This is a genomic window from Streptomyces sp. T39 (genome assembly GCF_008042045.1).
In the GTDB taxonomy this organism is placed as follows: Bacteria; Actinomycetota; Actinomycetes; order Streptomycetales; family Streptomycetaceae; genus Streptomyces.
The window spans coordinates 172,002-197,359 of sequence record NZ_RDBP01000012.1 but is presented as its reverse complement, the minus strand read 5'-3'; the positions used below and the strand labels follow the sequence as shown (position 1 = coordinate 197,359).

General features: G+C 71.7%; 21 protein-coding genes and 2 pseudogenes. 10 read left to right on the top strand and 13 right to left on the bottom strand.

The genetic code is table 11. The features are described 5' to 3' along the window. Positions 1–73 precede the first annotated feature (73 nt). From EAO77_RS01775 to EAO77_RS01765, 3 genes are read right to left on the bottom strand one after another with little or no spacing between them, the layout of a single operon-like run. Positions 74–979: a metal ABC transporter permease gene (locus tag EAO77_RS01775; protein WP_147986370.1), complete on the bottom strand. Its 906-nt coding sequence runs from the start codon at positions 977–979 to the stop codon at positions 74–76. Beyond that, positions 976–1,740, bottom strand: a complete 765-nt coding sequence (locus EAO77_RS01770) for a metal ABC transporter ATP-binding protein (RefSeq protein WP_147986369.1) — start codon at positions 1,738–1,740, stop codon at positions 976–978. The genes EAO77_RS01775 and EAO77_RS01770 overlap by 4 nt, the downstream gene beginning before the upstream one ends. Positions 1,741–1,766: 26 nt before the next feature. Beyond that, the gene (locus EAO77_RS01765) at positions 1,767–2,807 is read right to left on the bottom strand and encodes a metal ABC transporter substrate-binding protein (protein ID WP_147986368.1); all 1,041 of its coding nucleotides are present in this window, start codon (positions 2,805–2,807) and stop codon (positions 1,767–1,769) included. A gap of 154 nt (positions 2,808–2,961) precedes the next feature. Here EAO77_RS01765 and EAO77_RS01760 point away from each other — a divergent pair, with 154 nt between their 5' ends. Continuing rightward, a complete protein-coding gene (locus EAO77_RS01760) occupies positions 2,962–4,344 on the top strand; it encodes a glycine--tRNA ligase (RefSeq protein ID WP_147986367.1) in 1,383 nt (460 codons plus the stop codon). Positions 4,345–4,432: 88 nt separating this feature from the next. Here the strand turns inward: EAO77_RS01760 and EAO77_RS01755 are convergent, their stop codons facing one another. Both EAO77_RS01755 and EAO77_RS01750 read right to left on the bottom strand, forming a co-directional pair. Next, complete coding sequence (locus tag EAO77_RS01755) at positions 4,433–5,014, bottom strand: TetR/AcrR family transcriptional regulator (protein WP_147986366.1); 582 nt, start codon at positions 5,012–5,014, stop codon at positions 4,433–4,435. A 52-nt stretch (positions 5,015–5,066) separates the two neighbouring features. Next, complete coding sequence (locus EAO77_RS01750) at positions 5,067–6,098, bottom strand: aldo/keto reductase (RefSeq protein ID WP_147986365.1); 1,032 nt, start codon at positions 6,096–6,098, stop codon at positions 5,067–5,069. A 257-nt stretch (positions 6,099–6,355) separates the two neighbouring features. Here EAO77_RS01750 and EAO77_RS01745 point away from each other — a divergent pair, with 257 nt between their 5' ends. From EAO77_RS01745 to EAO77_RS01740, 3 genes and pseudogenes are all read left to right on the top strand, one after another. Beyond that, entirely contained in the window at positions 6,356–6,553 is a 198-nt protein-coding gene (locus EAO77_RS01745; RefSeq protein WP_147986364.1) for a DUF6243 family protein, read from the top strand. Positions 6,554–6,793: 240 nt separating this feature from the next. Beyond that, positions 6,794–6,895, top strand: a pseudogene (locus EAO77_RS41215) (aldo/keto reductase); the annotation flags it as partial. A gap of 147 nt (positions 6,896–7,042) precedes the next feature. After that, a complete protein-coding gene (locus EAO77_RS01740) occupies positions 7,043–8,500 on the top strand; it encodes a basic amino acid/polyamine antiporter (protein ID WP_261993765.1) in 1,458 nt (485 codons plus the stop codon). Positions 8,501–8,524: 24 nt separating this feature from the next. On the opposite strand, the gene EAO77_RS01735 is transcribed toward EAO77_RS01740, so the two are convergent. Continuing rightward, positions 8,525–9,070 (bottom strand): hypothetical protein, encoded by a 546-nt coding sequence (locus tag EAO77_RS01735; protein WP_261993764.1) that lies wholly within the window; start codon positions 9,068–9,070, stop codon positions 8,525–8,527. A gap of 175 nt (positions 9,071–9,245) precedes the next feature. On the opposite strand from EAO77_RS01735, the gene dusB reads away from it, so the two are divergent. The 3 genes from dusB (at position 9,246) to EAO77_RS01720 (ending at position 15,184) form a co-directional block, all read left to right on the top strand. Further along, on the top strand, positions 9,246–10,397 hold the full coding sequence (gene dusB, locus EAO77_RS01730; protein ID WP_147986362.1) for a tRNA dihydrouridine synthase DusB: 1,152 nt from the start codon (positions 9,246–9,248) through the stop codon (positions 10,395–10,397). A 394-nt stretch (positions 10,398–10,791) separates the two neighbouring features. Further along, the gene (ppdK, locus tag EAO77_RS01725; protein ID WP_147986361.1) at positions 10,792–13,500 is read left to right on the top strand and encodes a pyruvate, phosphate dikinase; all 2,709 of its coding nucleotides are present in this window, start codon (positions 10,792–10,794) and stop codon (positions 13,498–13,500) included. A gap of 628 nt (positions 13,501–14,128) precedes the next feature. Beyond that, positions 14,129–15,184 carry an ArsR/SmtB family transcription factor gene (locus EAO77_RS01720; protein ID WP_187283087.1) on the top strand — a complete coding sequence of 352 codons (1,056 nt, stop codon included), beginning with the start codon at positions 14,129–14,131 and terminating at the stop codon, positions 15,182–15,184. On the opposite strand, the gene EAO77_RS01715 is transcribed toward EAO77_RS01720, so the two are convergent. Further along, complete coding sequence (locus EAO77_RS01715; RefSeq protein ID WP_147986360.1) at positions 15,154–16,314, bottom strand: PhoX family protein; 1,161 nt, start codon at positions 16,312–16,314, stop codon at positions 15,154–15,156. The two genes, EAO77_RS01720 and EAO77_RS01715, sit on opposite strands and share 31 nt — an antisense overlap. Positions 16,315–16,544: 230 nt before the next feature. Here EAO77_RS01715 and EAO77_RS01710 point away from each other — a divergent pair, with 230 nt between their 5' ends. Further along, a complete protein-coding gene (locus tag EAO77_RS01710) occupies positions 16,545–16,964 on the top strand; it encodes a VOC family protein (RefSeq protein ID WP_147986359.1) in 420 nt (139 codons plus the stop codon). A 214-nt stretch (positions 16,965–17,178) separates the two neighbouring features. On the opposite strand, the gene nirD is transcribed toward EAO77_RS01710, so the two are convergent. From nirD to EAO77_RS01695, 3 genes are read right to left on the bottom strand one after another with little or no spacing between them, the layout of a single operon-like run. Beyond that, complete coding sequence (gene nirD / locus EAO77_RS01705; protein ID WP_147986358.1) at positions 17,179–17,529, bottom strand: nitrite reductase small subunit NirD; 351 nt, start codon at positions 17,527–17,529, stop codon at positions 17,179–17,181. Then, complete coding sequence (gene nirB / locus EAO77_RS01700; RefSeq protein ID WP_261993763.1) at positions 17,526–20,138, bottom strand: nitrite reductase large subunit NirB; 2,613 nt, start codon at positions 20,136–20,138, stop codon at positions 17,526–17,528. Before nirB ends, nirD begins: the two co-directional genes overlap by 4 nt. Before the next feature lies 1 nt (position 20,139). Continuing rightward, positions 20,140–21,363 carry an NAD(P)/FAD-dependent oxidoreductase gene (locus EAO77_RS01695; protein WP_147986357.1) on the bottom strand — a complete coding sequence of 408 codons (1,224 nt, stop codon included), beginning with the start codon at positions 21,361–21,363 and terminating at the stop codon, positions 20,140–20,142. A gap of 266 nt (positions 21,364–21,629) precedes the next feature. Here EAO77_RS01695 and EAO77_RS01690 point away from each other — a divergent pair, with 266 nt between their 5' ends. Beyond that, entirely contained in the window at positions 21,630–22,415 is a 786-nt protein-coding gene (locus tag EAO77_RS01690; RefSeq protein WP_147986356.1) for a sulfite exporter TauE/SafE family protein, read from the top strand. Positions 22,416–22,496: 81 nt separating this feature from the next. Here the strand turns inward: EAO77_RS01690 and EAO77_RS01685 are convergent, their stop codons facing one another. From EAO77_RS01685 to EAO77_RS01675, 3 genes are all read right to left on the bottom strand, one after another. After that, a complete protein-coding gene (locus EAO77_RS01685) occupies positions 22,497–22,964 on the bottom strand; it encodes a hypothetical protein (protein WP_147986355.1) in 468 nt (155 codons plus the stop codon). A 157-nt stretch (positions 22,965–23,121) separates the two neighbouring features. Further along, on the bottom strand, positions 23,122–23,760 hold the full coding sequence (locus EAO77_RS01680) for a class F sortase (RefSeq protein ID WP_147988883.1): 639 nt from the start codon (positions 23,758–23,760) through the stop codon (positions 23,122–23,124). Positions 23,761–23,893: 133 nt separating this feature from the next. After that, positions 23,894–24,397 carry a hypothetical protein gene (locus EAO77_RS01675; protein WP_147986354.1) on the bottom strand — a complete coding sequence of 168 codons (504 nt, stop codon included), beginning with the start codon at positions 24,395–24,397 and terminating at the stop codon, positions 23,894–23,896. Positions 24,398–24,671: 274 nt separating this feature from the next. On the opposite strand from EAO77_RS01675, the pseudogene EAO77_RS01670 reads away from it, so the two are divergent. After that, positions 24,672–25,250 (top strand): annotated as a pseudogene (locus EAO77_RS01670) (NADPH-dependent FMN reductase); the annotation flags it as partial. Positions 25,251–25,358: the final 108 nt, after the last annotated feature.

Genomic DNA, 25,358 nt, shown 5'->3' with positions numbered 1-25,358 from the left:
CATTCTGCCAGGCCCCCGCACGGACGCGTTCCGTACCGCAGGTGCGCGGCGCCCGTCCGGCGCCGCGCGCCGTTCAGACCTTGACGTCGTCGTTCGGACGTCGACTGCCCGGCATCGGGGCCGCGCAGTCGGGCCCGCCCGCGGCGCCCGCCTCCACGGCACGCGCCCGGCGGCGGGCGAGCGGCGCGGCCAGTGCGGTCAGCAGGACGAAGACGCCGATGGCCAGCATCACAATGGTCGCTCCCGGGGGCACGTCCTGGAAATAGGACGTGGTCGTGCCGGTCAGCGCGACGACGACGCCGATGGTGACCGCCAGGGCGTAGGTGGCCCTGAAGGAGCGCGCGAGCTGCTGCGCCGCGGCCACCGGGACCACCATCAGCGCGCTGACGAGCAGCAGGCCGACGACGCGCATGGCGACGCTCACCGTGACCGCGGCCGTGACCGCGATCAGCAGGTTCAGCGCCCGCACCGGCAGACCGGTGACCCGGGCGAACTCCTCGTCCTGGCTGACGGCGAAGAGCTGCCGCCGCAGACCGAGGGAGACCGCCACCACGAAGGCGGCGAGCAGCACGATCGCCGTGACGTCCCCGTCGGAGACCGTGGAGAGCGAGCCGAAGAGGTAGCTGGTCAGGTTCGCGGTGGAGCCGGAGTCGGACAGCTCGATCAGCAGGACGCCGCCCGCCATGCCGCCGTAGAACAGCATCGCCAGCGCGATGTCGCCCCGGGTGCGCCCGTAGGTGCGGATGAGCTCCATGAGCACGGCGCCGAGCACCGAGACCAGGGTCGCCATCCAGATGGGGTTGGCCGACATCAGGAAGCCGAGACCGACACCGGTCATCGCGACATGGCCGATGCCGTCGCCCATCAGCGCCTGCCGGCGCTGCACCAGGTAGACGCCGACGGCGGGCGCCGTGATGCCGACCAGCAGGGCCGCGATCAGTGCCCGCTGCATGAACGGGGATTGGAGCATCTCGATCATGTCAGCAGTCCCGTGCGGAGCGGCTCGTCGGCCGCGTGCGGATGTACGTGGTCGTGGCCGGGCAGCGCGTGCTGGCCGACGGCCTCCGGGGGCGGGCCGTCGTGGACGACGCAGCCGTCGCGCAGCACCACCGCGCGGTCGATCAGCGGCTCCAGCGGGCCCAGCTCGTGCAGCACCAGCAGCACGGTCGTGCCGGCGGCGACCTGCTCGCGCAGCGTCCCCGCCAGCACCTCCTGGCTGGCCAGGTCCACGCCGGCCATCGGCTCGTCCATGATCAGCAGTTCCGGCTCGGACGCCAGCGCCCGGGCGATCAGCACCCGCTGGTGCTGGCCGCCGGAGAGGGCGCCGACCGGGTCCTTGGCGCGGTCGGCGAGGCCGACCAGCTCCACGGCACGCATCACGGCCGCCCGGTCGGCGCGCGAGGGCAGGCCGAAGGGGGCACGCGAGAGACGGCCGGAGGCCACGACCTCGCGCACGGTCGCCGGCACTCCGCTCGCGGCGGTGGTGCGCTGGGGCACGTAGCCGACGCGACGCCACTGGCGGAAACGCTTCAGCTCGGTGCCGAACAGCTCCACCCGCCCCTCGTCGAGCGGCACCTGGCCGATCGCGGAACGGACGGCGGTGGACTTGCCGGAGCCGTTGGCGCCGAGCAGGGCCACCACCTCCCCGCGGCGGACGGTGAGGTCGATGCCGCGCAGGACGGGCCGGGAGCCGAGCGTGGCGCGGGCTCCGCGGACGGAAATGACCGGCTCGGTGCTCATGGCGGGCCGCCTCTCGTCTGATTGCGTCACTTCGCGCCGAGGGCCTTCTGCAGCGCGGCGAGGTTCGAGCGCATGACCTCGACGTAGTCATCGCCCCGGGACGTGTCCGTGATTCCCTCCAGGGGGTCGAGGACGTCCGTCTTCAGGCCGGTGTCCTTCGCGAGGGTCTTCGCGGTCCGGTCGCTGGCGAGGGTCTCGAAGAAGACGGTCGTGACCTTGTCCTTCTCCGCGATCGTCTGGAGTTCCTTGATCCGGGCCGGGCTGGGCTCGGACTCGGGGGCGATGCCCGAGATGCCCTCCTGCTCCAGGCCGTAGCGCTCGGCGAGGTAGCCGAAGGCGGAGTGGGTGGTGATGAACGTCCGCGTGGAGGAGTTCTTCAGACCCTGCTCGAAGTCCTTGTCCAGGGCGGTCAGCTCGGCGACCAGGGCCTCGGTGTTCTTCTTGTACTCCGCGGCGTGGTCGGGGTCGGCCTCCTCCATCCGGCTGCCGACGCCCTTGGCGACCTCCGCGTACTTCGAGGGGTCGAGCCAGATGTGCGGGTCGGCGCCGCCCTCGGCCGCATGGTCGTGGCCCTCGTGCCCGGCCTCCGCCCCGGCCTCGTCGTGGCCCTCCTCGTGACCGTGGGCGTCGCCCTCGTCGTGGGAGGGCTCGCCCTCCTCGTGGGAGTGGTCGTGGCCGCCCCCGTCGCCGAAGCTCTCCATCGTGGTCAGCTCGGCCGCGTCGACCTTGTGCTCGACGGTGGCCTGCCCGATGGCCTTGTCGATGGCCGGCTGCACGCCCTTGAGGTAGAGGATGAACCCGGAGTCGTTCAGCTCGGCGGTCTGGCGGGGCTTGAGGTCCAGGTCGTGCGGCTCCACGCCGGGCTTGGTGAGCGTGGTCACCGAGACGTTGGCGCCGCCTATCCGCTCGGCGAGATACTGCATGGGGTAGAACGACGCCACGACCTTCAGCCTGCCGTCGTCCGTGCGCTCAGCGGCGTCGGAGGTGGAGCACGCGGTAACGGCCATCAGGCCGAGCCCGACGGCTCCGGCGACGGCGGTGGTGGGTATGAGGCGTCGTACGTTCATGACAGTCATTTTCAACAAAAACGGAAACGATTGTCAATAAACCTCGGTGCCGCCTGCGTCACCCCGGTCCGGACCGGATCCGATTTGATCCGGGGGGTGCGGCCGCCGGTAATCTGAATCATTCTCCGTTCGCCGTCGTACTGAAGAGAGCACCGTGGCCGCCGACAAGATCGACACCATCGTCAACCTGAGCAAGCGCCGTGGCTTTGTCTACCCCTGCAGTGAGATCTACGGCGGTCAGCGTGCCGCCTGGGACTACGGGCCGCTGGGTGTCGAGCTCAAGGAGAACATCAAGCGCCAGTGGTGGCGCTACATGGTCACCTCGCGCGAGGACGTCGTCGGTATCGACTCGTCGGTGATCCTGGCCACCGAGGTCTGGGAGGCCTCCGGTCACGTCGCCACCTTCACGGACCCGCTGACCGAGTGCACCTCCTGTCACAAGCGCTACCGCGCCGACCACCTGGAGGAGGCGTACGAGGAGAAGCACGGCCGCCTCCCCGAGAACGGCCTCGCCGGCCTCAACTGCCCCAACTGCGGCAACAAGGGCACCTTCACCGAGCCCAAGCAGTTCTCCGGCCTGCTCTCCACCCACCTCGGCCCGACCCAGGACTCCGGCTCCGTCGCCTACCTGCGTCCGGAGACCGCCCAGGGCATCTTCACCAACTTCGGCCAGGTGCATCAGACCTCGCGCAAGAAGCCGCCCTTCGGCATCGCGCAGATGGGCAAGTCCTTCCGCAACGAGATCACGCCCGGCAACTTCATCTTCCGCACCCGCGAGTTCGAGCAGATGGAGATGGAGTTCTTCGTCAAGCCCGGCGAGGACGAGCAGTGGCACGAGTACTGGATGGAGCAGCGCTGGAACTGGTACACGGGCCTCGGCCTGCGTGAGGAGAACATGCGCTGGTTCGAGCACCCGAAGGAGAAGCTCTCCCACTACTCCAAGCGCACCGCGGACATCGAGTACCGCTTCCAGTTCGGCGGCAGCGAGTGGGGCGAGCTCGAGGGCGTCGCCAACCGCACCGACTACGACCTGGGCGCGCACTCCAAGGCGTCCGGCACCGACCTGTCGTACTTCGACCAGGACGCCGGCGAGCGCTGGATCCCGTACGTCATCGAGCCGGCGGCCGGTGTCGGCCGCACGATGCTGGCCTTCCTGCTCGACGCCTACAACGAGGACGAGGCGCCCAACGCCAAGGGCGTCATGGAGAAGCGCGCCGTGATGCGTCTCGACCCGCGCCTCGCGCCGGTCAAGGTCGCCGTCCTGCCGCTGAGCCGCAACGCGCAGCTCTCGCCGAAGGCCAAGGGCCTCGCCGCCGACCTCCGGCAGAACTGGAACATCGAGTTCGACGACGCCGGCGCCATCGGCCGCCGCTACCGCCGCCAGGACGAGATCGGCACGCCCTACTGCGTCACCGTCGACTTCGACACCCTCGACGACAACGCGGTCACCGTGCGCGAGCGTGACTCGATGAAGCAGGAACGCGTCTCCCTGGACCAGATCCAGGGCTACCTCGGCAGCCGCCTGCTCGGCTGCTGACACCCGCGCCGCGGACGCCGGAGCCCCCGGCCGACCTCGTGTCGGACCGGGGGCTCCGGCGTGCCGGGCACCCGGCTGGGCGCTCGGCTCAGGGGCGCAGGCCGCGCAGCAGCAGACCCACCACCTCGTCGAACTCGGCGTCCGCGGTGGGCGAGCGCCAGCCGGGCGCGTGGGCCGGGTCGTGGAAGCGCGCGGTGGCGGCGAACACGGCCCGCGCCGACGCCGCGGGGTCGGGGGCCGTGAACTCGCCGGACGCCACACCCTCCTCGACGATCCGCCGCACCTGCTCCTCCAGCACGGTCAGATGCCGGTCCACGACCCCGCTGCTCTCGTCGATGAGCACGTTGTACGTCGCGAACAGCTCGGGGTCGTCGCCCGCCTTGTGCCGCTTGGCCTCGAAGAGGGTCGCAAGCCATTCGCGCAGCTTCTCGGGCGCGGGGCCGGGGGCGGCGGTCAGCTCCTCCAGAGCTCCCTCGGTCCGGCCGAGCCAGCGGTGGGTCACCGCCTCCCGCAGCTCCGCCTTGGTGCGGAAGTGGCGGTAGACGCTGCCGTGGCTGACGCCGAGCGCGCGCGCCACGTCGACCACCGTCGCCTTCGCCGGGCCGTAACGGCGCAGCACTTCCTCGGTGGCTTCGAGGATGCGCTCGGGGGTGAGGGCTTCGGGCGTCATGGCGTCTGCGCTGCCTTTCGGTGGTCACGGCTCCCGCGACCGTACCCAAGGATCAGTGCTCGCTGTCCAGGTGGGCCATCTGGGCTTCCGGGTACCGGGCGCCGGCCGCCGAGCCCGCGGGGACGGCCCGTTCGATCGCGGCGAGGTCGTCCGCGGTGAGGGCGACGTCCAGCGCGCCGAGCGCCTCCTCCAGGCGGGCACGGGTGCGGGCGCCGATGAGCGGCACGATGTCCGTGCCCCGGCTGAGCACCCAGGCGATGGCCGCCTGCGCGGTGCTGACGCCCTTGCCCTCCGCCACGGCGCGCAGCCGGTCGACCAGATCGAGATTGCGGTGGAGGTTGTCGCCCTGGAAGCGGGGACTCATGCCGCGGAAGTCGCCCGGGGTGAGCTCGCGGTCGCGGGTGAAGTGCCCGCTGATGAGACCGCGCGAGAGCACCCCGTACGCCGTCACGCCGATGCCGAGCTCCCGGACCGTGGGCAGGATCGTCTCCTCGATGCCGCGCGAGAGCAGGGAGTACTCGATCTGGAGGTCGGCCACGGGGGCGGTGGCCGCGGCTCTGCGGATGGTGTCCGCGCCGACCTCCGACAGCCCGATGTGGCGGACGTGCCCCGCCTCCACCAGCTCGGCGATGGCGCCGACGGTCTCCTCGATCGGCACGTCCGGGTCGACGCGGGCGATCCGGTAGACGTCGATGTGGTCGGTGCCGAGGCGCTGCAGGCTGTAGGCGGCGAAGTTCTTCACCGCGGCGGGGCGGCCGTCGTATCCGGTGAAGCCGCCCTCGACGGTGCGCAGCGCGCCGAACTTCACGCTGACGACCGCCTGTTCCCGGGCGGCGCGGGAGGCGGTGCGCAGGGCCTCGTTGATCAGGAGCTCGTTGTGGCCCATGCCGTAGAAGTCGCCGGTGTCGAGGAGGGTGATGCCGGCGTCGAGGGCCGCGTGGATCGTGGCGATCGACTCGGCGCGGTCAGCCTCCCCGTACAGCGCGGACATGCCCATGCAGCCGAGGCCGAGGGCGGAGACCTGGGGGCCCGTGGTGCCGAGGGCGCGGACGGGACGGGGGAGCTGGGTGGCGGAGGAGGTCATGAGGGTCTCCCGAGGACGTGTCGGTTGCCGTGCCGTTCGCTCTCCACGATGACATGACGGCTGACAGATTTCAATATCTGTCAGCCGTCATCCGTCGTTCGGGTGTCCCGGGGAAAATTCGGATGCCCCGGGGGCGGGGGTCGCGCTACCTTCGGCGCATGTCTTCGTTCTTCCAGATCTACGAGTGAGAGCGCGGCGGCCTCGCCGCCCGCGCCGGACGAATCACCAGTCACTTCTCACCCCGATGGGAGAACCCCATGGCCAAGAGCCGCAACAACCTCCTCGGCGTCGGCGGACAGCGCAAGAAGCTGTCCCGCGCCGGCGGGCAGGGCAACGGCCCCGCCGGCACCGCCGACCGCAAGGCGGCCGTCGACCAGAAGCAGGAGCTGCTCCGCAAGATGCGTGAGCGCGCCCAGGGCGGGGCGGAGCAGGCCCAGGAGGGCTCCGCCTCCTGATCGCCGCACCTTCGCGAGGGCCCGGACCGCCACGGCGGTCCGGGCCCTTCGCCGTCCGTGCCGCGGCCCGCGCCCGCCGTCCGGGCCGGTGCCCGCCTCCGCGCCTGCCGTCCCCGCCTCGGTGCCCGCCTCCGCCTGCTGGGGGTCGCCCGTCTCCGCGCCTGCCGTCCGGGCCTCGGCGCCCGCCTCCGCCTGCTGGGGGTCGCCCGCCTCCGCGCCTGCCGGCCGGGCCTCGGCTGCATGGGCATGTCCGCGCTGTACGGGGAGGCTGACCGCGCCGAGTCGATCGCCACGATCCACGCGGCCCTCGACGCCGGCATCACCCTCCTCGACACCGGCGACTTCTACGGCATGCCGCAGCCCTCACCCCCTCGCGCGGGACACGTCCCACCCCCCAATCGCGGGCATCCTTACCCAAAAGGGATAGATTCTCGCTCGTCGTACGGGCGCCGCCGACCGCGCCGCCCCGGAGTCGAGTGGGGGCGCGCCATGGGCGGGAGCACGGAGCGGACCGGGAGTCAGGAGGTCGCCTCGCCGACGGCGAAGCTGACCCTCACGACCCTGACCGCGATGGTGGTCGGCTCGATGGTCGGGGCGGGCGTCTTCTCGCTGCCGAGCCGCTTCGCGCAGGAGACCGGCGTCGCGGGAGCGCTGATCGCCTGGGCGATCGCCGGCACCGGCATGCTGATGCTGGCGTTCGTCTTCCAGTCGCTGGCCGTGCGCCGGCCCGATCTCGACGCGGGGGTCTACGCGTACGCCAAGGCGGGCTTCGGCGAGTACCTGGGCTTCTTCTCCGCGTTCGGCTACTGGGCCAGCGCGTGCGTCGGCAACGTGACGTACTGGGTCCTCATCATGTCCACCGTCGGCGCGATCTGGCCCGCGCTCGGCGACGGCGACACGCTGCTCGCCGCCGTGCTCTCCACGCTCGGGCTGTGGGGCTTCTTCCTGCTGATCCGCCGCGGGGTGAAGGAGGCCACGACGATCAACCGCGTCGTCACGGTCGCCAAGATCGTCCCGATCCTCGTCTTCGTCCTCATCGCGCTGTTCTACTTCGACGCAAGGGTCTTCGCCGACAACTTCGCCGGCGCCGACTACGCCGGCTCCCTGTTCGACCAGGTCCGCGGCACCATGCTGGCCACGGTCTTCGTCTTCCTGGGCGTCGAGGGCGCCAGCGTCTACTCGCGGCACGCCAAACGGCGCGCGGACGTCGGCCGGGCGACCGTGCTCGGCTTCCTGAGCGTCTTCGCCGTCTTCGCCTCGGTCACCGTCGTGTCCTACGGCATCATGCCGATGGGCGAGATCGCCGAGCTGCGCCAGCCGTCCATGGCCGGAGTGCTGGAGCACGCGGTCGGGACCTGGGGCACGGTCTTCGTCAGCGTCGGACTGATCGTGTCGGTGCTCGGCGCGTACCTGGCGTGGACGCTGATGGCCGCGGAGGTGCTGTTCGTGGCGGCGAAGGACGAGGACATGCCGCGCTTCCTCGGCCGCTCCAGCGGCGACGACGTGCCGGTGCCGGCCCTGATGATGACGACGCTGCTGAGCCAGCTCGTGCTGATCGTGACGCTGTTCTCGGACGACGCGTTCACCTTCGCGCTCGACCTCACCAGTGCGCTGAGCCTCATCCCGTTCCTACTGGCGGCGGCGTTCGCCCTGAAGATCGGGCTGCGGCCGGACGAGCGGACGGCGGGCGGCGGGATCACGGGGCGGGAGATCACGGTCGCCGCGGTCGCCACCGCCTACACGGCGTTCCTGCTGTTCGCCGCCGGGCCGAAGTTCGTGCTGGTGTCGTTCATCGTGTACGCGCCGGCGACGCTGCTGTTCGCCAAGGCCCGCCGCGAGCAGGGCCGGCAGCTCTTCTCCCCGCGCGAGCTGCTGATCTGCGCGATCTCCGTGGCGGGGGCGGTCCTCGGTCTCGTCGCCCTCGCCCTCGGCTGGATCAGCCTCTGACCCGGCCCGTGAAGGGGCGCGGGGTCAGTCGCGTTCGGCCTTGACGACGCGAGGGGTCGTCGGGGTGTCGGACTGCCCGGCCTTGCGGCTGGAGACGTAGCGCTCGACCCGCTCCCCGGGGTCGACGTCGGTGAAGCCGGTGACCACGGAGTCGACGACCGTGCCGTCCTCGGCGACGAAGTCCACCTGCACCGCGTAGAAGGCCTCCTCGTCGGTCGAATTGGTGACCCGGACGAGGGCGGTGCGCTGACCGTCCGTCCGGGCGGTGGCCACGCCCTGGAGGGACACGTCCGAGGCCGCGTTCCCCCGGCCCTCGGCGTCCTGCAGCTGGGCGGAGGCCGAGGCGCGGATGCGCGCGCCCTCCGCGGAGACCGAGGCGTCCCGCTCCGCCTGGCCGGGCGGGGAGGCGGACTGGCTCGCCCCCGTACCGGACGGCGACGCGGACTCGGTGGCGCCGGTGCTCGGCGTGGCCGTCGAGGCGTCCCCGCCCTCGTCGTCGGAGCCGCAGGCGGTCAGGGCGGCGGCGAGCAGCGGGGCCAGCAGGGCGGGAGCGAGGCGGGAGCGGTGCACGGTCTCTCCGATCGGCGTCTGCGGCGACGGGGCSGCCCCGTCGCCGCAGACGCCGCCGGTGCGGCCATCGGCCGGGGCGCGACCTCGGCATTGCGGACAAAATATGACGCGGGTGACGATGTCGCATGTCTCACGCGGCCTCCGCGGCGCCCGGTCCATGCGGGACAATGGGCGGATGACCACGCTCGCCCCCGCCGCCCCCACCCTCCGGATCGGTCCGCACGCCGTCCAGCCGCCGGTGGTGCTCGCCCCCATGGCCGGTATCACCAACGCCCCCTTCCGCACCCTGTGCCGCGAGTTCAGCGGGGGCAAGGGCCTGTTCGTCAGCGAGATGATCACCACCCGCGCCCTGGTGGAGCGCAACGAGAAGACCATGCAGCTGATCCACTTCGACGCGACCGAGACCCCGCGCTCGATCCAGCTGTACGGGGTGGACCCGGTCACCGTCGGCAAGGCCGTGCGCATGATCGTGGACGAGGACCTGGCCGACCACATCGACCTGAACTTCGGCTGCCCGGTCCCCAAGGTGACCCGCAAGGGCGGCGGCTCCGCCCTCCCGTACAAGCGGAACCTGCTGCGGGCGATCCTCCACGAGGCCGTGGGGAACGCGGGCGGCCTGCCCGTCACGATGAAGATGCGCAAGGGCATCGACGACGACCACATCACGTTCCTCGACGCGGGCCGGATCGCCGTCGACGAGGGCGTGACGGCCATCGCCCTGCACGGGCGCACGGCCGCGCAGCACTACGGCGGCACGGCGGACTGGGAGGCGATCGCCCGGCTGAAGGAGCACGTCCCGGAGATTCCGGTGCTCGGCAACGGTGACATCTGGTCCGCGGACGACGCGCTGCGGATGGTGCGCGAGACGGGCTGCGACGGCGTGGTCGTCGGGCGCGGCTGCCTCGGCCGTCCCTGGCTCTTCGGGGACCTGGTGGCGGCCTTCGAGGGGCGCCGGGGGGAGTACGCCCGGCCGGCGCTGCGCGAGGTGGCGGACGTGATGCTGCGCCACGCGACGCTGCTGGGGGAGTGGATCGGCGACGAGTCACGCGGTGTCATCGACTTCCGCAAGCATGTGGCCTGGTATCTGAAGGGCTTCGCGGTGGGCTCGGAGATGCGCAAGCGGCTGGCGGTCACCTCGTCCCTGGACGAGCTGGGCGCTCAGTTGAGCGAGCTGGACCTGGACCAGGCGTGGCCGGCGGGAGCCGACGGTCCCCGGGGGCGTACGTCGGGCAACAACCGCGTGGTGCTGCCGGACGGCTGGCTGAAGGATCCCTACGACTGTGCGGGCGTCGGCGAGGAGGCGGAGCTGGACACCTCCGGCGGCTGACCTTGCCGAAGAGGGTCCGGATGATGGAATTCCGGACCCGCGAACGGCGTGATCCTCGCCACCCCTGATAGGGGGCGCGCTCAGATGAGCGATTTCCGGACGCCTGCACCTCCCGAAGGGTGGCACTCAGTGCCACCCTTTTGGCTTTCGGATCGCGTCGGCTGTGATCACCCTCCGTGGGAAAATGATCGATCAACGATCACCCTGCGCATCGATGTGTTCAGGAGTCGAACGCAGGGGGGACCGCCCTCCCGGCCGTCCGGCACTTTCGATCTGCTGGCGGACGAGTGGTTAAGGCCGTATGACGCGCAAGTGGACGTACCCAGACGCCTTTGATCTGGGTATGTTCCTCGCCGTCAGGGCAGCCACCCGAGTCCTCGAGGAGTCGAGACCCGTGTCGGAAAACAAAGATCAGAAGTTCGTCTACGACTTCACCGAGGGCAACAAGGACCTGAAGGACCTGCTCGGTGGCAAGGGTGCGAACCTCGCCGAGATGACCAACCTCGGTCTTCCGGTCCCTCCCGGGTTCACGATCACGACCGAGGCGTGCAAGGTCTACCTCGACAGCGGCGAGGAGCCGGCGGCGCTCCGCGACGAGGTGAGTGCGCACCTCGACGCCCTGGAGCGGTCCATGGGCAAGAAGCTCGGCCAGGCCGACGACCCGCTGCTCGTCTCGGTGCGCTCGGGCGCCAAGTTCTCGATGCCCGGCATGATGGACACCGTCCTCAACATCGGCCTGTCCGACGAGTCCGTCGCCGGCCTCGCCGCCCAGGCGGGCGACGAGCGCTTCGCCTGGGACTCGTACCGCCGCCTCATCCAGATGTTCGGCAAGACGGTGCTCGGCGTCGACGGCGAACTCTTCGAGGACGCCCTGGACGAGGCCAAGACCGCCAAGAAGGTCACCGTCGACACCGACCTCGACGCCGCCGACCTGAAGAAGCTGGTCAAGCACTTCAAGAAGATCGTCAGGGCCGAGGCCGGACGGGACTTCCCGCAGGACCCGCGCGAGCAGATGGACCTCGCCATCCACGCGGTCTTCGACTCCTGGAACACCGACCGGGCGAAGCTCTACCGCCGTCAGGAGCGCATCCCCGGCGACCTCGGCACCGCCGTCAACGTGTGTTCCATGGTCTTCGGCAACCTCGGTCCGGACTCCGGCACCGGTGTCGCCTTCACCCGCGACCCCGCCTCCGGCCACCAGGGCGTGTACGGCGACTACCTCCAGAACGCCCAGGGCGAGGACGTCGTGGCGGGCATCCGCAACACCGTCCCGCTGGCGGACCTGGAGTCGATCGACAAGGCGTCGTACGACCAGCTGATGCAGATCATGGAGACCCTGGAGAACCACTACCGGGACCTCTGCGACATCGAGTTCACCATCGAGCGCGGTCAGCTGTGGATGCTCCAGACCCGCGTCGGCAAGCGCACCGCGGGCGCCGCGTTCCGCATCGCCACGCAGCTCGTCGACCAGGGCCTGATCGACGAGGCCGAGGCGCTCCAGCGCGTCAACGGGGCGCAGCTGGCGCAGCTCATGTTCCCGCGCTTCGACGACCGCGCGACCACCGAGCTGCTGGGCCGCGGCATCGCCGCCTCCCCGGGCGCGGCGGTCGGCAAGGCCGTCTTCGACTCCTACACGGCCGTCAAGTGGTCGCGTTCGGGCGAGAAGGTCATCCTCATCCGCCGCGAGACCAACCCGGACGACCTGGACGGCATGATCGCCGCCGAGGGCATCCTGACCTCGCGCGGCGGCAAGACCTCGCACGCCGCCGTCGTCGCCCGCGGCATGGGCAAGACCTGCGTCTGCGGTGCCGAGGACCTGGAGGTCGACACCAAGCGCCGCCGGATGACGGTGGGCGGCACGGTCGTCGAGGAGGGCGACGTCGTCTCCATCGACGGTTCCACGGGCAAGGTGTACCTCGGTGAGGTGCCGGTCGTGCCGTCCCCGGTCGTCGAGTACTTCGAGGGCCGCATGCACGCCGGCGCCGACGACGCCGACGAGCTCGTGCAGGCCGTCCACCGGATCATGGCGTACGCGGACCGGGTGCGCCGGCTGCGGGTACGGGCCAACGCGGACAACGCCGAGGACGCGCTGCGCGCCCGCCGCTTCGGCGCCCAGGGCATCGGCCTGTGCCGCACCGAGCACATGTTCCTCGGCGAGCGCCGCGAGATGGTCGAGAAGCTGATCCTCGCCGACACCGACGAGGAGCGCGAGGAGGCCCTGAAGGCCCTGCTGCCGCTCCAGAAGAAGGACTTCGTCGAGCTCTTCGAGGCGATGGACGGACTGCCGGTGACGGTGCGTCTGCTCGACCCGCCGCTGCACGAGTTCCTGCCCGACATCACCGAGCTGTCGGTGCGCGTCGCCCTCGCCGAGGCCCGCAAGGACTCCAACGAGAACGACCTGCGCCTGCTCCAGGCCGTGCACCGGCTGCACGAGCAGAACCCGATGCTCGGTCTGCGCGGCGTGCGTCTCGGCCTGGTCATCCCCGGCCTGTTCGGGATGCAGGTGCGGGCCATCGCCGAGGCCGCGGCGCAGCGCGTCGACGCCAAGGGCGACCCGCGCGCGGAGATCATGATCCCGCTGGTGGGCACCGTCCAGGAGCTGGAGATCGTCCGCGACGAGGCCGAGGCGGTCATCGCCGAGGTCGCGCGGCAGACCGGTGTCGAACTGAAGCTGGCCCTCGGCACGATGATCGAGCTGCCGCGGGCGGCGCTGACCGCCGGGCAGATCGCGGAGGCCGCGGAGTTCTTCTCCTTCGGCACCAACGACCTGACCCAGACGGTGTGGGGCTTCTCCCGCGACGACGTGGAGGCGAGCTTCTTCACCGCGTACCTGGAGAAGGGCATCTTCGGCGTCAGCCCGTTCGAGACGATCGACAAGGACGGCGTGGGCGCCCTCGTCCGCGACGCCGTGGCGGCGGGCCGGGCCACCCGGCCCGACCTCAAGCTCGGTGTCTGCGGCGAACACGGCGGCGACCCGGAGTCCGTGCACTTCTTCCACGAGGTCGGCCTCGACTACGTCTCCTGCTCGCCGTTCCGCATCCCGGTGGCGCGCCTGGAGGCGGGCCGCGCGGCCGCGCAGTCGGCGGGCAGCGACTCCCGCTGAGGCGGGCCAGGGCTCCCGCCGGCGGCGGGAGGTGCTCGGTCAACGGCGCCCGAGCACCCGTCCGCCCGAGGCGGACACCCTTCCGGGGCCGTCATCCGGGCCGGGGCACGAAACCCGGAGCCCGGTAACCCGACCCTCACCGGCGTCCCGGTGACGGTCCCGGAATCACAGCGGAAGGGGCAGGCGCCCCGTGCGAGGCGCCTGCCCCTTCCGCTTCTCCGTCTCCGGGCCCGCCGTGGCTTCCCGGCCCCCGGACGGGGACCGTCCGTGCTGACCCGCTGTTCAGTTGAATTGCGGACGTTTAACGGGGAGCGAATTCCTGCCGTTTCCCGAGCAAAGATCCGGCGGAGTGCGGCCGGCGGATCCCCACCCACCGACCGCACTCCATTACCCGTGCCGGACACGGAGCCGCAACCTCCATCACCGCCGCCGGACGCGCAGGCCCCCCACGGTCCTAGCTGCGTCACATCGGTGATGAAGGTTTCATGCCCGACGTCGTACAGCCTTTCGGTTGCCCCTGTGGTGCCGCGAGGTGTTTCAACTGTGGCCGAAACACCGTGGTAACAACCTGTGATTGCATGCATACTCATTGGTGGGGGCGATTGCGGGTGCAACAAGTGGGGGTTCGGTGCTTCGTATTCATTTCCATGCGGACGATCTGGCGCGCGTAAGGATGGCGGCCGGTCCCGACGCGCTGTGGGAATCGATGCTGAGTTTCCACCGGCTGAGGGACCGCAGAGGCTCCCTCGTGTTCGGTGAATGGCGGTCGGAAGCACGTGTCCGGTTGAAAGGCGAAACGCGTCTGCTGGCCCAACTGATTCCGCCGCGCGGGTATTTCCCGGATTTCCTGACGCCCGTGGAGGGCCGTGACGGCCTGGAGGCGGGCCTGGCGGCACTGCGGGCCACCCCGCCCGAGCGGCTGCGCACGGAAGTGGCCCTGACGGCCGCACACCGCTCCCCGCTGCGCGTGCTGCCCGCCCGGCTCGCGGCGCTCTCCGAAGGCCGCCAGGACGCCGTGGGCCGCCTCGTGGACGCCCTGCGCGCCTACCACCGCGCCGCCCTGGAGCCGTACTGGCCGCATGTGCGGGCACGGGTGGAGGCGGACCGCGCGGCGCGCGGGCGCGCCCTCCTCGACGGCGGCGCCGCCGAGCTCCTCGACTCCCTGCCCCCGGTGCTGCGCTGGCGGGCTCCCGTCCTGGAGGCCGACTACCCGGTCGCCCGGGAACTCCACCTGGACGGCCGGGGCCTGCTCCTCCAGCCGTCGTTCTTCTGCCGGGGCACACCCGTCGTGCTGCGCGACCCCACCCTGCCGCCGGTCCTGGTCTATCCCGTGCAGCACAGCGGCGAGTCCGCCCTGCCGGAGGCGGCAGGCGCCTCGCTCGGCCGGCTCGTCGGCCACACCCGCTCGGCGGTCCTCCAGGCCATCCGGCACGGCTGCACCACCAGCGAACTGGCCCGCAGGGCAGGGGTGTCCCTGGCCTCCGCGAGCCAGCACGCCGCGGTACTGCGCGAGTCCGGCCTGGTCGTCACCCTGCGGCACGGGAACGCAGTCCTCCACACGCTGACCCCGCTGGGCGCCGCCCTGCTGCGCGGCGGCGTCCCCGCGGAGCCCCGTCCGGAGCCCGGGCCGGAGACCCGCCCCGAGCCCCGGCCCTACGCGCGGAACGGACCGGTCACCTCGTAGGTGATGCCGCCCGACGAACTGCCGCTGGTACCGCGCTGGCTGGAGAAGTACAGCCGGCGTCCGTCCGGCGAGAAGGCAGGACCGCAGATCTCGGACCCGGACTGTCCGGTGATCCGCAGGAAGGGGGCGACGACGTCGTCGGGGGTGATCACACAGATCTCCATGGTGCCGCCGTCCTCGGCGACGAACAGGTCCCCCGAGGCCGCGCCCGTGACGTTGTCCACCCCGGTGAGCGGCGCCGAGCCGCCGCTGACCAGGGAGTCGTCGTACGCCAGCTGATAGGTGTTCGACGTGACGTCGAGCTGCCAGAGCCGGTTGTCGCCCTTGGTGGTGAACCACACGGTGTCGTTGGCGTAGTGGCAGCCCTCGCCGCCGTTGAACTTCTTCGCCCCCGACACCTGGCTGCGGGTGACCGTCGGGGAGCCGTCCGGGTCCGGCACGTTCGCCCAGGTGAAGGACCCGGACGTCCCCGAGCCCGCGACCAGCACCTGGAGCGTGCCGGAGGACAGGTCGCCCCAGGTGGTGGGGACGAAGCGGTACAGGCAGCCGCTGGTCTCGTCCTCGGTGAGGTAGACCACCCTGCGGACCGGGTCGGCGGCCGCGGCCTCGTGCTTGAACCGGCCCATGGCGGGGCGCTGCACAGCGGCGTTCACGCCGTACGGGTCGGCCTCGTAGACGTAGCCGAGGCTGACCTCCTCGCACGACAGCCAGGTGTTCCAGGGCGTCTTGCCGCCCGCGCAGTTCTGGCGGGTGTTCGACAGGATGCGGTAGGCCCCGGTGATGGAGCCCGACGCGTCGAAGCGCACCGCGCTCGCTCCGCCGGAGGGGTTGATCTCGGAGTTGGAGACGTAGATCCAGCCCGCGCCGTCGGTGTAGCAGGCGCCGCCGTCGGGGGCGTTGTGCCAGGTGTACGAGGTGGAGCCGACCTTCTGGCCGGAGCGGGCGACGACCCGGCTGGTGAAACCGGCCGGCAGCTGGATGCCATGGGCGTCCGCCGCGCCGAGCGACCCGTACGGGCCGGCGCCCGGCTGGGCGGGCGCCGCGGACGCGGCACCCTGCCAGAGGGTGAAGCCGAACGCTGCGGCGGACGTGCCGACGACCGCTCCGCGCAGGAAACTGCGACGTTCCACGTGTCACTCCAGAGGGGGATGACCGCCCCGCGGCACCGGCCGGCGCCGCGGGGTCGCGCGCCGCAGAACCTAGGCGGGGCGAGTTGCGTCCACCTCAACGCGGGGTGACGGTGAGCGGGCACGCGGGGTGAAGAAAAAGCTGCGGCCGGACCGATGAGAATCCGGCGGCCCGTTCGTCTGTCCATTCGACAGCACCGCACCGGGCACCGCATGACGAGAGAGAGCACGCCATGTCCCAGATGATCTTCCTGAACCTGCCGGTCAAGGACCTCGAGACCAGCAAGTCCTTCTGGACCGAGCTGGGTTACTCCTTCAACCCGCAGTTCACCGACGAGAACGCCGCCTGTCTCGTCATCAGCGACACGATCTTCGCCATGCTGCTGACGGAGCAGCGCTTCAAGGACTTCACCAAGAAGGAGATCACCGACGCCACCACGTCCACCGAGGCCATCTTCGCGCTCAGCGCCGAGAACCGCGCGGCCGTGGACGCACTGGTCGACGGCGCCCTGGCGGCCGGCGGCTCCCCGTCGGGCGAGACCCAGGACTTCGGCTTCATGTACGGCCGCTCCTTCCAGGACGTCGACCACCACAACTGGGAGGTCGTCTGGATGGACGTCGAGGCCATGCAGGAGGCGACGGCAGGCGAGTGACCGGGCGGCACGGCAGGGGCCCTTTCCCCCGGACCGGGGCACGCGCACGGGGCCGGGTGACAGACCCGGCCCCCGGGCCGGGTGGAAGGTCACCGGCTCCGGGGGCAGGTTCGGGGTCCGCGGTGAGCACCCCCGCGGGAGGTGTGCCGCCCACGCGCCGCGAAGAGTCAGGGCAGTGACAGGCGGCGCGTGGGCGGAGTCCGCCGGGACGGGCTCAGTACAGCCGCACCTCGTACGCCGTCACCGAGACCTCCTCGTCGTCGAGGCAGGCTCCCGTCTCCAGGTCGAAACGCTGCTTGAGCAGCGGGGACGCCACGAAGTGGCGGCCTGCCGCGGTGCCGATCAGGCCGCGCGAGAGGACCTGCGCACCGCCGAACGGGTCACGGTTGTCGATCGCGTACGGCCGGCCGTCGCGGTCCAGGAACAGCGCGGCCTGACGGCCGCCGGGGAGCAGTGCCGCGACACCGCGTCCGGGGACGAGCCGCGACAGCGGGCACACGGCCAGCCAGTCGTCGCCGATCTTGATCTCGAGCTGGACGTCGGTCTTCTCAGGGGCGATGGTCATCGGGCGGCGCTTCCTTCCAGTGCTTCGTCCAGCGGACGGATGGACAGCAGGGGCAGATCGGGCTTGACCTGATCCCGCTCGGGCACGAACCTGACCGTGGGGTCGGGCACGTCTGGAGCGTTGACGAAGGACACGAACCGCATCAGCCGCTCCGGGTCGTCGAGGGTCTCGGCCCACTCGTCGCGGTAGCCGGCGACGTGATCGGCCATCAGGGACTCCAGCTCGGCGCAGATGCCCAGCGAGTCCTCCACCACCACGTCGCGGACATGGTCCAGGCCGCCCTCGATCCGCTCCAGCCAGGTCGAGGTCCGCTCCAGACGGTCGGCCGTGCGGATGTAGAACATCAGGAACCGGTCGATCAGCCGGATCAGTTCGCCGTCCGACAGGTCCTGGGCGAGCAGGTCGGCGTGGCGGGGGGTCGCGCCGCCGTTGCCGCCGACGTAGAGGTTCCAGCCGTTGGCCGTGGCGATCACCCCGAAGTCCTTGGACTGGGCCTCGGCGCACTCGCGCTGGCAGCCGGAGACGGCCGACTTCAGCTTGTGGGGCGACCGCAGGCCCCGGTAGCGCAGCTCCAGGTCGATCGCCATGCGGACCGAGTCCTGCACGCCGTAGCGGCACCAGGTCTGCCCCACGCAGGACTTCACCGTCCGCAGCGCCTTGCCGTAGGCGTGCCCGGACTCGAAGCCCGCGTCCACCAGCCGGCCCCAGATCTGGGGGAGCTGGTCCACCCGGGCCCCGAAGAGGTCGATCCGCTGGCCGCCGGTGATCTTCGTGTAGAGCCCGAAGTCCCGTGCCACCTCGCCGATCACGATCAGCTTCTCCGGGGTGATCTCTCCGCCGGGGATGCGGGGCACGATCGAGTACGACCCGTTCTTCTGCATGTTCGCCAGGAAGTGGTCGTTGGTGTCCTGGAGCGCCGCCTGCTCGCCCTCCAGGACGTATCCGCTCGCGCCGATCGTCGGTGCGAGCGAGGCGATGATCGAGCCGACGGTCGGCTTGCAGACCTCGCAGCCGTTGCCGCCGCGTGCCGCCTTGCGGCCGTGGTGGTCGAGCAGCTGCTGGTAGGAGGTGATGCGCAGCGCCCGGACGATCTCGTAGAGCTCCTGGCGGGTCTGGCCGAAGCAGGCGCACAGGCCCTTGTCGACCTCGACGCCCGACGCCTCCAGCTCGGCGTTGACCAGCTGGCCCAGCACCTTCACGCAGCTTCCGCAGCCGGTGCCCGCCTTGGTGCACTTCTTGACCTCGGGCACCGTCGTGCACTGGTGGTCGTTGACCGCGCCGCGGATGGTGCCCTTGGTGACGTTGTGGCAGGAGCAGACGACCGCCTCGTCCGGCAGGGCGGCCGGGCCGAGCGCCACGGGCGCGCCCGCTCCGGCGGGCAGCACCAGCTGCTCGGCGGAGACCGGGGGCTTGGAGCCGGTGAAGGCCCGCAGGGTGCCGTACTGCTCGGCGTCGCCGACCAGGATGCCGCCGAGCAGCGTCCCGTCGGTGCCGATCACGAGCTTCTTGTAGAGCCCCGCACGGGAGTCGGAGTACACCACGTCGAGGCAGCCCTCGGCGGTGCCGTGCGCGTCGCCGAAGGAGGCGACGTCCACGCCGAGCAGCTTCAGCTTGGTGGACAGGTCGGCACCGGTGAAGGACCTGACCTCGCCCTCCAGCGCGGCCGCGGCCGTCTCCGCCATCTCGTACCCGGGCGCCACCAGACCGTAGACGCGGCCGTCGGAGGCGAGCGCGCACTCGCCGATCGCGAAGACGGCCGGGTCGGAGGTGCGGCACTGCTCGTCGACGACGATGCCGCCGCGCTCGCCGACGGCGAGCCCCGCCTCGCGGGCCAGCTGGTCCCGGGGCCGTACGCCCGCGGAGAAGACCACCATGTCGGTGGGGAGCACCGATCCGTCGGACAGGGCCATGCCGGTGACGGCGCCCGTCTCGCCGGCGACGACCTCCTGGGTGCCGACGCCGGTGTGGACGGAGAGGCCCATGTTCTCGATGGTGCGCAGCAGCGCCGCGCCGCCGCCCTCGTCGACCTGCACCGGCATCAGCCGCGGCGCGAACTCGACGATGTGGGTCTCCAGGCCGAGGCCCTTCAGGGCGCCGGCCGCCTCCAGGCCGAGCAGCCCGCCGCCGACGACCGCGCCCACGCGGGAGGTTTTGGCGTACTCCTCGATGGCCAGCAGGTCCTCGATGGTGCGGTAGACGAAGCAGCCCTCGGCGTCCTTGCCCGGCACCGGGGGCACGAACGGGTACGAGCCGGTGGCGAGCACCAGGGTGTCGTAGGCGATCGTCACCCCGGCGCGCGAGACGACGGTGCGCGCGGCGGTGTCGACGGAGACGGCGGGGTCGTCGAGGTGCAGTTCGATGCCGTGCTTCTCCATGAAGCCGTCCTCGACCATGGACAGGTCGTCGGGCGTGTTCCCGGAGAAGTACGAGGTGAGCTTGACGCGGTCGTAGGCGGCGCGCGGCTCCTCGCAGAGCACGACGATCCGCGCCCGCTCGGTGACACCGCGGTCGGCGAGGGCCTCGAGGAAGCGCTGGCCGACCATGCCGTGGCCGACGACCACGATCGTGGGACTGATCGCGGGGGTGGACATCGCGGACATCGCAGCCATGTCAGAGGCCTCCATCATTGGTGAGCAGGTGGAGCAGGGGCACGGAGTCGGGGAGGGCCTCGTCGCCCTCCCAGGCCCGGGCGAGGGCGCCGACCGAGGCGAGGTCGCCCATCAGCACGCCGCCGACGAGCCGGTCCCCGCGGACGACGACCTTGCGGTACGCGCCCCGGGTGGCGTCGGCGAGCTGGACCACGTCGTCCCCCGGGCGGGGGGTCGGGTCGCCGAACGCGGCGAGGTCCAGGGGAGCGGCGGTGTGGTCCGCCTCGGGGGCGGAGGTCAGGGTCAGCCGGGTCAGCGCCCGGAAGCCCGTGTAGCGGGGTGCCTCCTCGGCCTTCAGCACCGAGGCGAGGACATCGGCCTGTTCCAGCGCCGGCCCGGCCAGCCCGTGGACCACGCCGTCGTGCTCGGCGCAGTCGCCGATGGCGTGGATGTACGGGTCGGAGGTGCGCAGCTCGTCGTCGACGACGATGCCGCGCCGGACCTCCAGCCCTGCGTCGGCCGCCAGGCCCACCCTCGGGCGCACACCGCAGGCCAGCACCACGACCTCGGCGTCCAGCGCGAAGCCGTCCGCGAGGACGACGGCGCCGACCGCACCGTCGGGGCCGGTGCGCAGTCCGCGCACCCGGCACTCGGTGTGCACCTCGACGCCGAGCGACTCCAGGTGGGTGCGCAGCAGCGCGGACGCCGAGGCGTCGAGCTGCCGTTCCATCAGGTGCTCGCCCTGCTGGGCCAGCACCACCTTGGCGCCTCTGGTGGCGAGCGCACGGGCCGCGGAGACACCGAGCAGGCCGCCGCCGACGACGACCGCCCGGGTGCCGGGGCCGACGGCCGCGGACAGCGCGGCGCAGTCGTCGAGGGTCCGGAACGGGTGGACCCCGTCCGGGAGGCCGGCGCCGATGCCGATGCCGCGCAGGGGCGGCAGGACCGGGTTGGAGCCGGTGGCGAGCACCAGCCGGTCGTAGGCGACCGAGGTGCCGTCGGCGCAGTGCACGAGCCGGCGTTCCCGGTCGATCGAGGTCGCCCGCACACCGCGGCGCACCGGCACCTCGGGCAGCGCGATCACGTCCGCGGCGTACCGTCCGGCGAGCACCTCGGCGAGGAGCACCCGGTTGTAGGGGGCGTGGTTCTCCTCGCCGATGACGGTGACGCGGGCCGCGGCGCCGAGCTGGCGCGCAAGCCGGGCGCCTGCCGTGCCGGCGCCGATCACCACGATCTCCGATGTCATGCAAGCAGCGTGCGTCGCGGGTGTTTCCCGTCCGGATCCCTTCTGTTTCTCACGGGGAACCTTGCCCTCAGCGTGTGCCCCTCCGCCGTGTGAGGGCGGGACCCGCGGCGCGCGCGGCGGTGCGGGTGGCCGGCCCGTGGTGCGCGGCGGTGGTGGGGGCGGGGCTGCGGGGCCCTGCACCGGGCGGACCGGGCGAAGCTCAGAGCTCGCTCAAGACTCCGGAGATCGTTGGACGGCGCATGTATCCCGTCCGTAGGCTCGCGCGAGTGCCCGACATATCTCTGACCACACTGGTCGTCCTGTGCGTCGCCGCCGCGGCGGCCGGCTGGATCGACGCCGTCGTGGGCGGCGGCGGACTGCTGCTCCTGCCCGCGCTGCTGCTGGGACTGCCGAACACCGGCGCGGCGCATGTGCTGGGCACCAACAAGGCGGTGGCCATCGTCGGCACGACCGGCGCCGCGATCACCTATGTGCGCCGGGCCCCGGTCCAGGTGAGGACCGCCGTACGGATCGGCCTCACCGCGCTCGCGGGCTCGATGGCGGGCGCCTTCTTCGCGGCCGGGATCAGCAGCGACGTGCTGCGCCCGGTGATCATGGTCGTCCTGCTGGGCGTCGCCGCCTTCGTGATGCTGCGGCCCTCGTTCGGCACCGCGGCCCCGGCCGACCGGCGCAAGGTCACCCGGTCCCGGGCGGTCGCCGCCGTCGTCCTGGTCGGCGGCGGGATCGGCTTCTACGACGGGCTCTTCGGCCCCGGCACCGGCACCTTCCTGGTGCTGGCCCTCACGGCGGTGCTCCACCTCGACCTGGTGACGGCCTCCGCCACCGCCAAGATCGTCAACGTCTGCACCAACGCCGGAGCGCTGGCGATGTTCGCCTACCAGGGGACGGTGCTGTGGCAGCTGGCCGCGCTGATGGCCGTCTTCAACCTGGCCGGCGGCATGATCGGTGCCCGGATGGCGCTGAGCAGGGGCAGCGGGTTCGTGCGCGGAGTGCTGCTCGTGGTGGTCTTCTCGCTGGTCGCGAAGCTCGGCTTCGACCAGTGGAACGCCTAGGACGCCTGGGAACGCACGGGAGGCGCACGGCGCGCACCGGCCCGGGGCGGCCGGTGCGGTGCGCCGTCCGGGGAGCCGCGATCAGTAGCGGTCCGCCGTGCGCGCGTACAGCGCCTCCGCCCGCTCCATGACCTGGAGCAGCACGCGCCCCGCCACGGCGAGGTCCTCTGCGGGGATGTCCCCGTAGACCTGGGGCGCCGCCTCGGCCGAGAACGCGGCCAGGCGTGAGCGCAGGGCCTCGCCCTCCCGGGTGAGCCCGACCGGGCCGGAGTCCTCGCCGAGCGCGCGGACGTATCCGCCGTCCACGAGCTCCGTCAGCGCGCGCCGGGCGTCGGCCGGGGGGACCTTCACCGTCCGCACGGTGTACTCGGTGACGGTGTCGCGGCCGGCCTCCCCGCCCTCGGCGGCGAGCGCCCCGAGCACGATCGAGTGCAGGAAGGAGTGGCCGGAGCGGGCCAGCTCGCGGTCGAGCAGGGCGCGGGCGGCGTAGTGGGCGCGCCCGAGGATCTGGCTGTTGAGCAGGGGCGCGGTCGCGGGGGCCGTGGACATGGTGTCTCCTCTGCATCCGTATACGAGCGGACCCGTGCCCGGGGCCGCCAGAAATACGGTACATGGCTACTATCTCCATGGCGAGCTTTTTCCGTGACGGTCGGCGCAGGGGGTGCCGGGGTCCGCCGGCGCACCCGGATCCGCGCGAAGGGCGGCCCTAGGCCGGGCGGCCGCCGCCCTGTCGCACGCCGATGAGGTGCCCGTACGCCACGACATTGCCCTGGTATCCGGTCTTCTCCGAGAAGCCGCCGCCGCAGGTGATCACCCGCAGCTCGGCCCGCTCGCTCGGTCCGTACACCTTCGTGTCGGGAAAGGCGTCCGCCTCGTAGACCTCGATCGCGTCGACGGTGAAGACGGCGGTCCGGCCGTCCTCGCGCGCGATCTCGACCCGGTTGCCCTTCTTGAGCGCGCCCAGGCTGTAGAAGACCGAGGGCCCCTCCGCGTTGTCGACGTGACCGGCGACGATCGCCGTCCCCCTGGCGCCGGGGGCGGTGCCGTCGCGGAACCAGCCGGCCAGATTGCGGTCGGTGTCCGGGGGGACCTCCAGGCTGCCGTCCCGTTCGAGGCCGAGGCCGGTCACCGGGGCGTCCACGTCGATCTCGGGGATGCGCAGCCGCAGCGGCCGCGACGGGGGCAGCGGGTCCGCGGCGGCGTCCGTGTGCTGATTGGGGCCGGCCGCGAACGCCTCGGCGGCCGACGGCATGGGCGGGGTGACGTCCCGCGCGCCGTTCTGCACCAGCCACAGGCCCGCGCACACGGCGAGGACCAGGCCCCAGCCCTTGACCTTGGCGGTCATGTTCATCTCCGGTCGTCTCCTCCCGGAAGTCCCGGGGTGTGTGAGAGGGACGGACTGCACCCCGCCCCCGCCGGCTCGGGACCTGGCGGGAGCGGGGGCTCAGGCGGTACGGGAGCGGCCTCGGCCGCCCCCGTCAGCTGCCCTGCGCGCCGCTCGCCCGGCGACGCAGGAACAGGGTCCCGCCGACGGCGGCAGCGGCCAGTACGGCCACGCCCGCCGCGATCTGGGTGGAGTCCGGGCCGACGCTTCCGCCGACCCCGGTCTTCACATGGCCGCTCGGGCGGTGGTGACGGATCGTCACGTCGCCGGTGGCCTCCTTGCCGTTCTTGCACAGCACGCCGATCCCGTACGTCCCGGAGCGGGCGTCGTCGGGCACGGTGAACTCGCCGACCGCGACCTCCTTGTGGGTGCCGGGCCACAGCTTGAACTCGCCCGCCCCGAGCGAGCTGGCGTCGCCGATGCCGTGCCCGCGCTTGCCGCACGCCTCCGTGCTGACGGCGACCGTGTCGCCGGGGGCGGCGGTCTGCGGGTAGATCTCGAGCGTGCCGAAGTCGCCGGCGTGGGTCGCCGGGGCGCCCAGGCCTATCGTGGCCATGGCCAGCGCGGCGCCGGTCAGCAGGCGGACGGTGGTGCGCATGTGGTCCTCCGGGAGCGCGTGGTGCGGGGGGTGCGTCTGCTTCGAGATAAGAGGCGAACCGCGCCCGGTGCCTGCTGATGATTCATCAGATACGGCTTCCGTTTTGCTGCGTGTCGCACTGGACAGGTGGCGTTCCCGCAGGTCGGGCGGGTTTCGCAGCAGGCGGGCGGCATGCCTGACGTTGCGTGGCGAACGGGTGACTCCCGGTGACGGAGGAGGTCCTGCGCGGTCCGGGCTTGACCTCAAGCGAACTTGCGGTTGGAGGCTTCCCGGCATGAACACCACCACGCCTGCACAGGCGCCGCTGAAGCTCGCCGTCATCCTCGCCAGCAACCGCGAGGGCCGGTTCGGTCCCGTCGTGGCCGAGTGGTTCCTCTCCCGGGCGACGCTGCGGGAGGACTTCACGATCGACTACCTCGACCTCGGCGAGACCGAACTGCCCAGCGCCCTCTCCTACCGGCCCGGGCCCGAGGTCAGGGCCGTGCTCGAGAAGGTCACCCCGGTCCTGGACGCCGCCGACGCCTACGTCGTCCTCACCCCCGAGTACAACCACTCCTTTCCCGCCGTCCTCAAGTCCCTGATCGACTGGCACTACGGCGAGTGGCAGGCCAAGCCCGTCGGCTTCGTCTCGTACGGGGGCATGTCCGGCGGTCTGCGCGCGGTCGAGCAGCTGCGGCAGGTCTTCGCCGAGATGCACGCGGTGACCGTGCGCGACACCGTCTCCTTCCACAACGCGGGCGCCCACTTCGACGACGAGGGCAACCACCGCGACCCGGCGGGACCGGACGCGGCCGCCAAGACGATGCTCGACCAGCTGGCGTGGTGGGCCTCGACGGCCCCCTGCGCCAGGCGGCGTGCCTTCTCGGCACTGTCGGTGGTGGTCGTCACGGTGAGCAGCGGGGGTGCGGCGGGTCCTTGCTCCACGGCACGGGCTCCTTCGTCGGCTGTCGGGCGGGCGGGT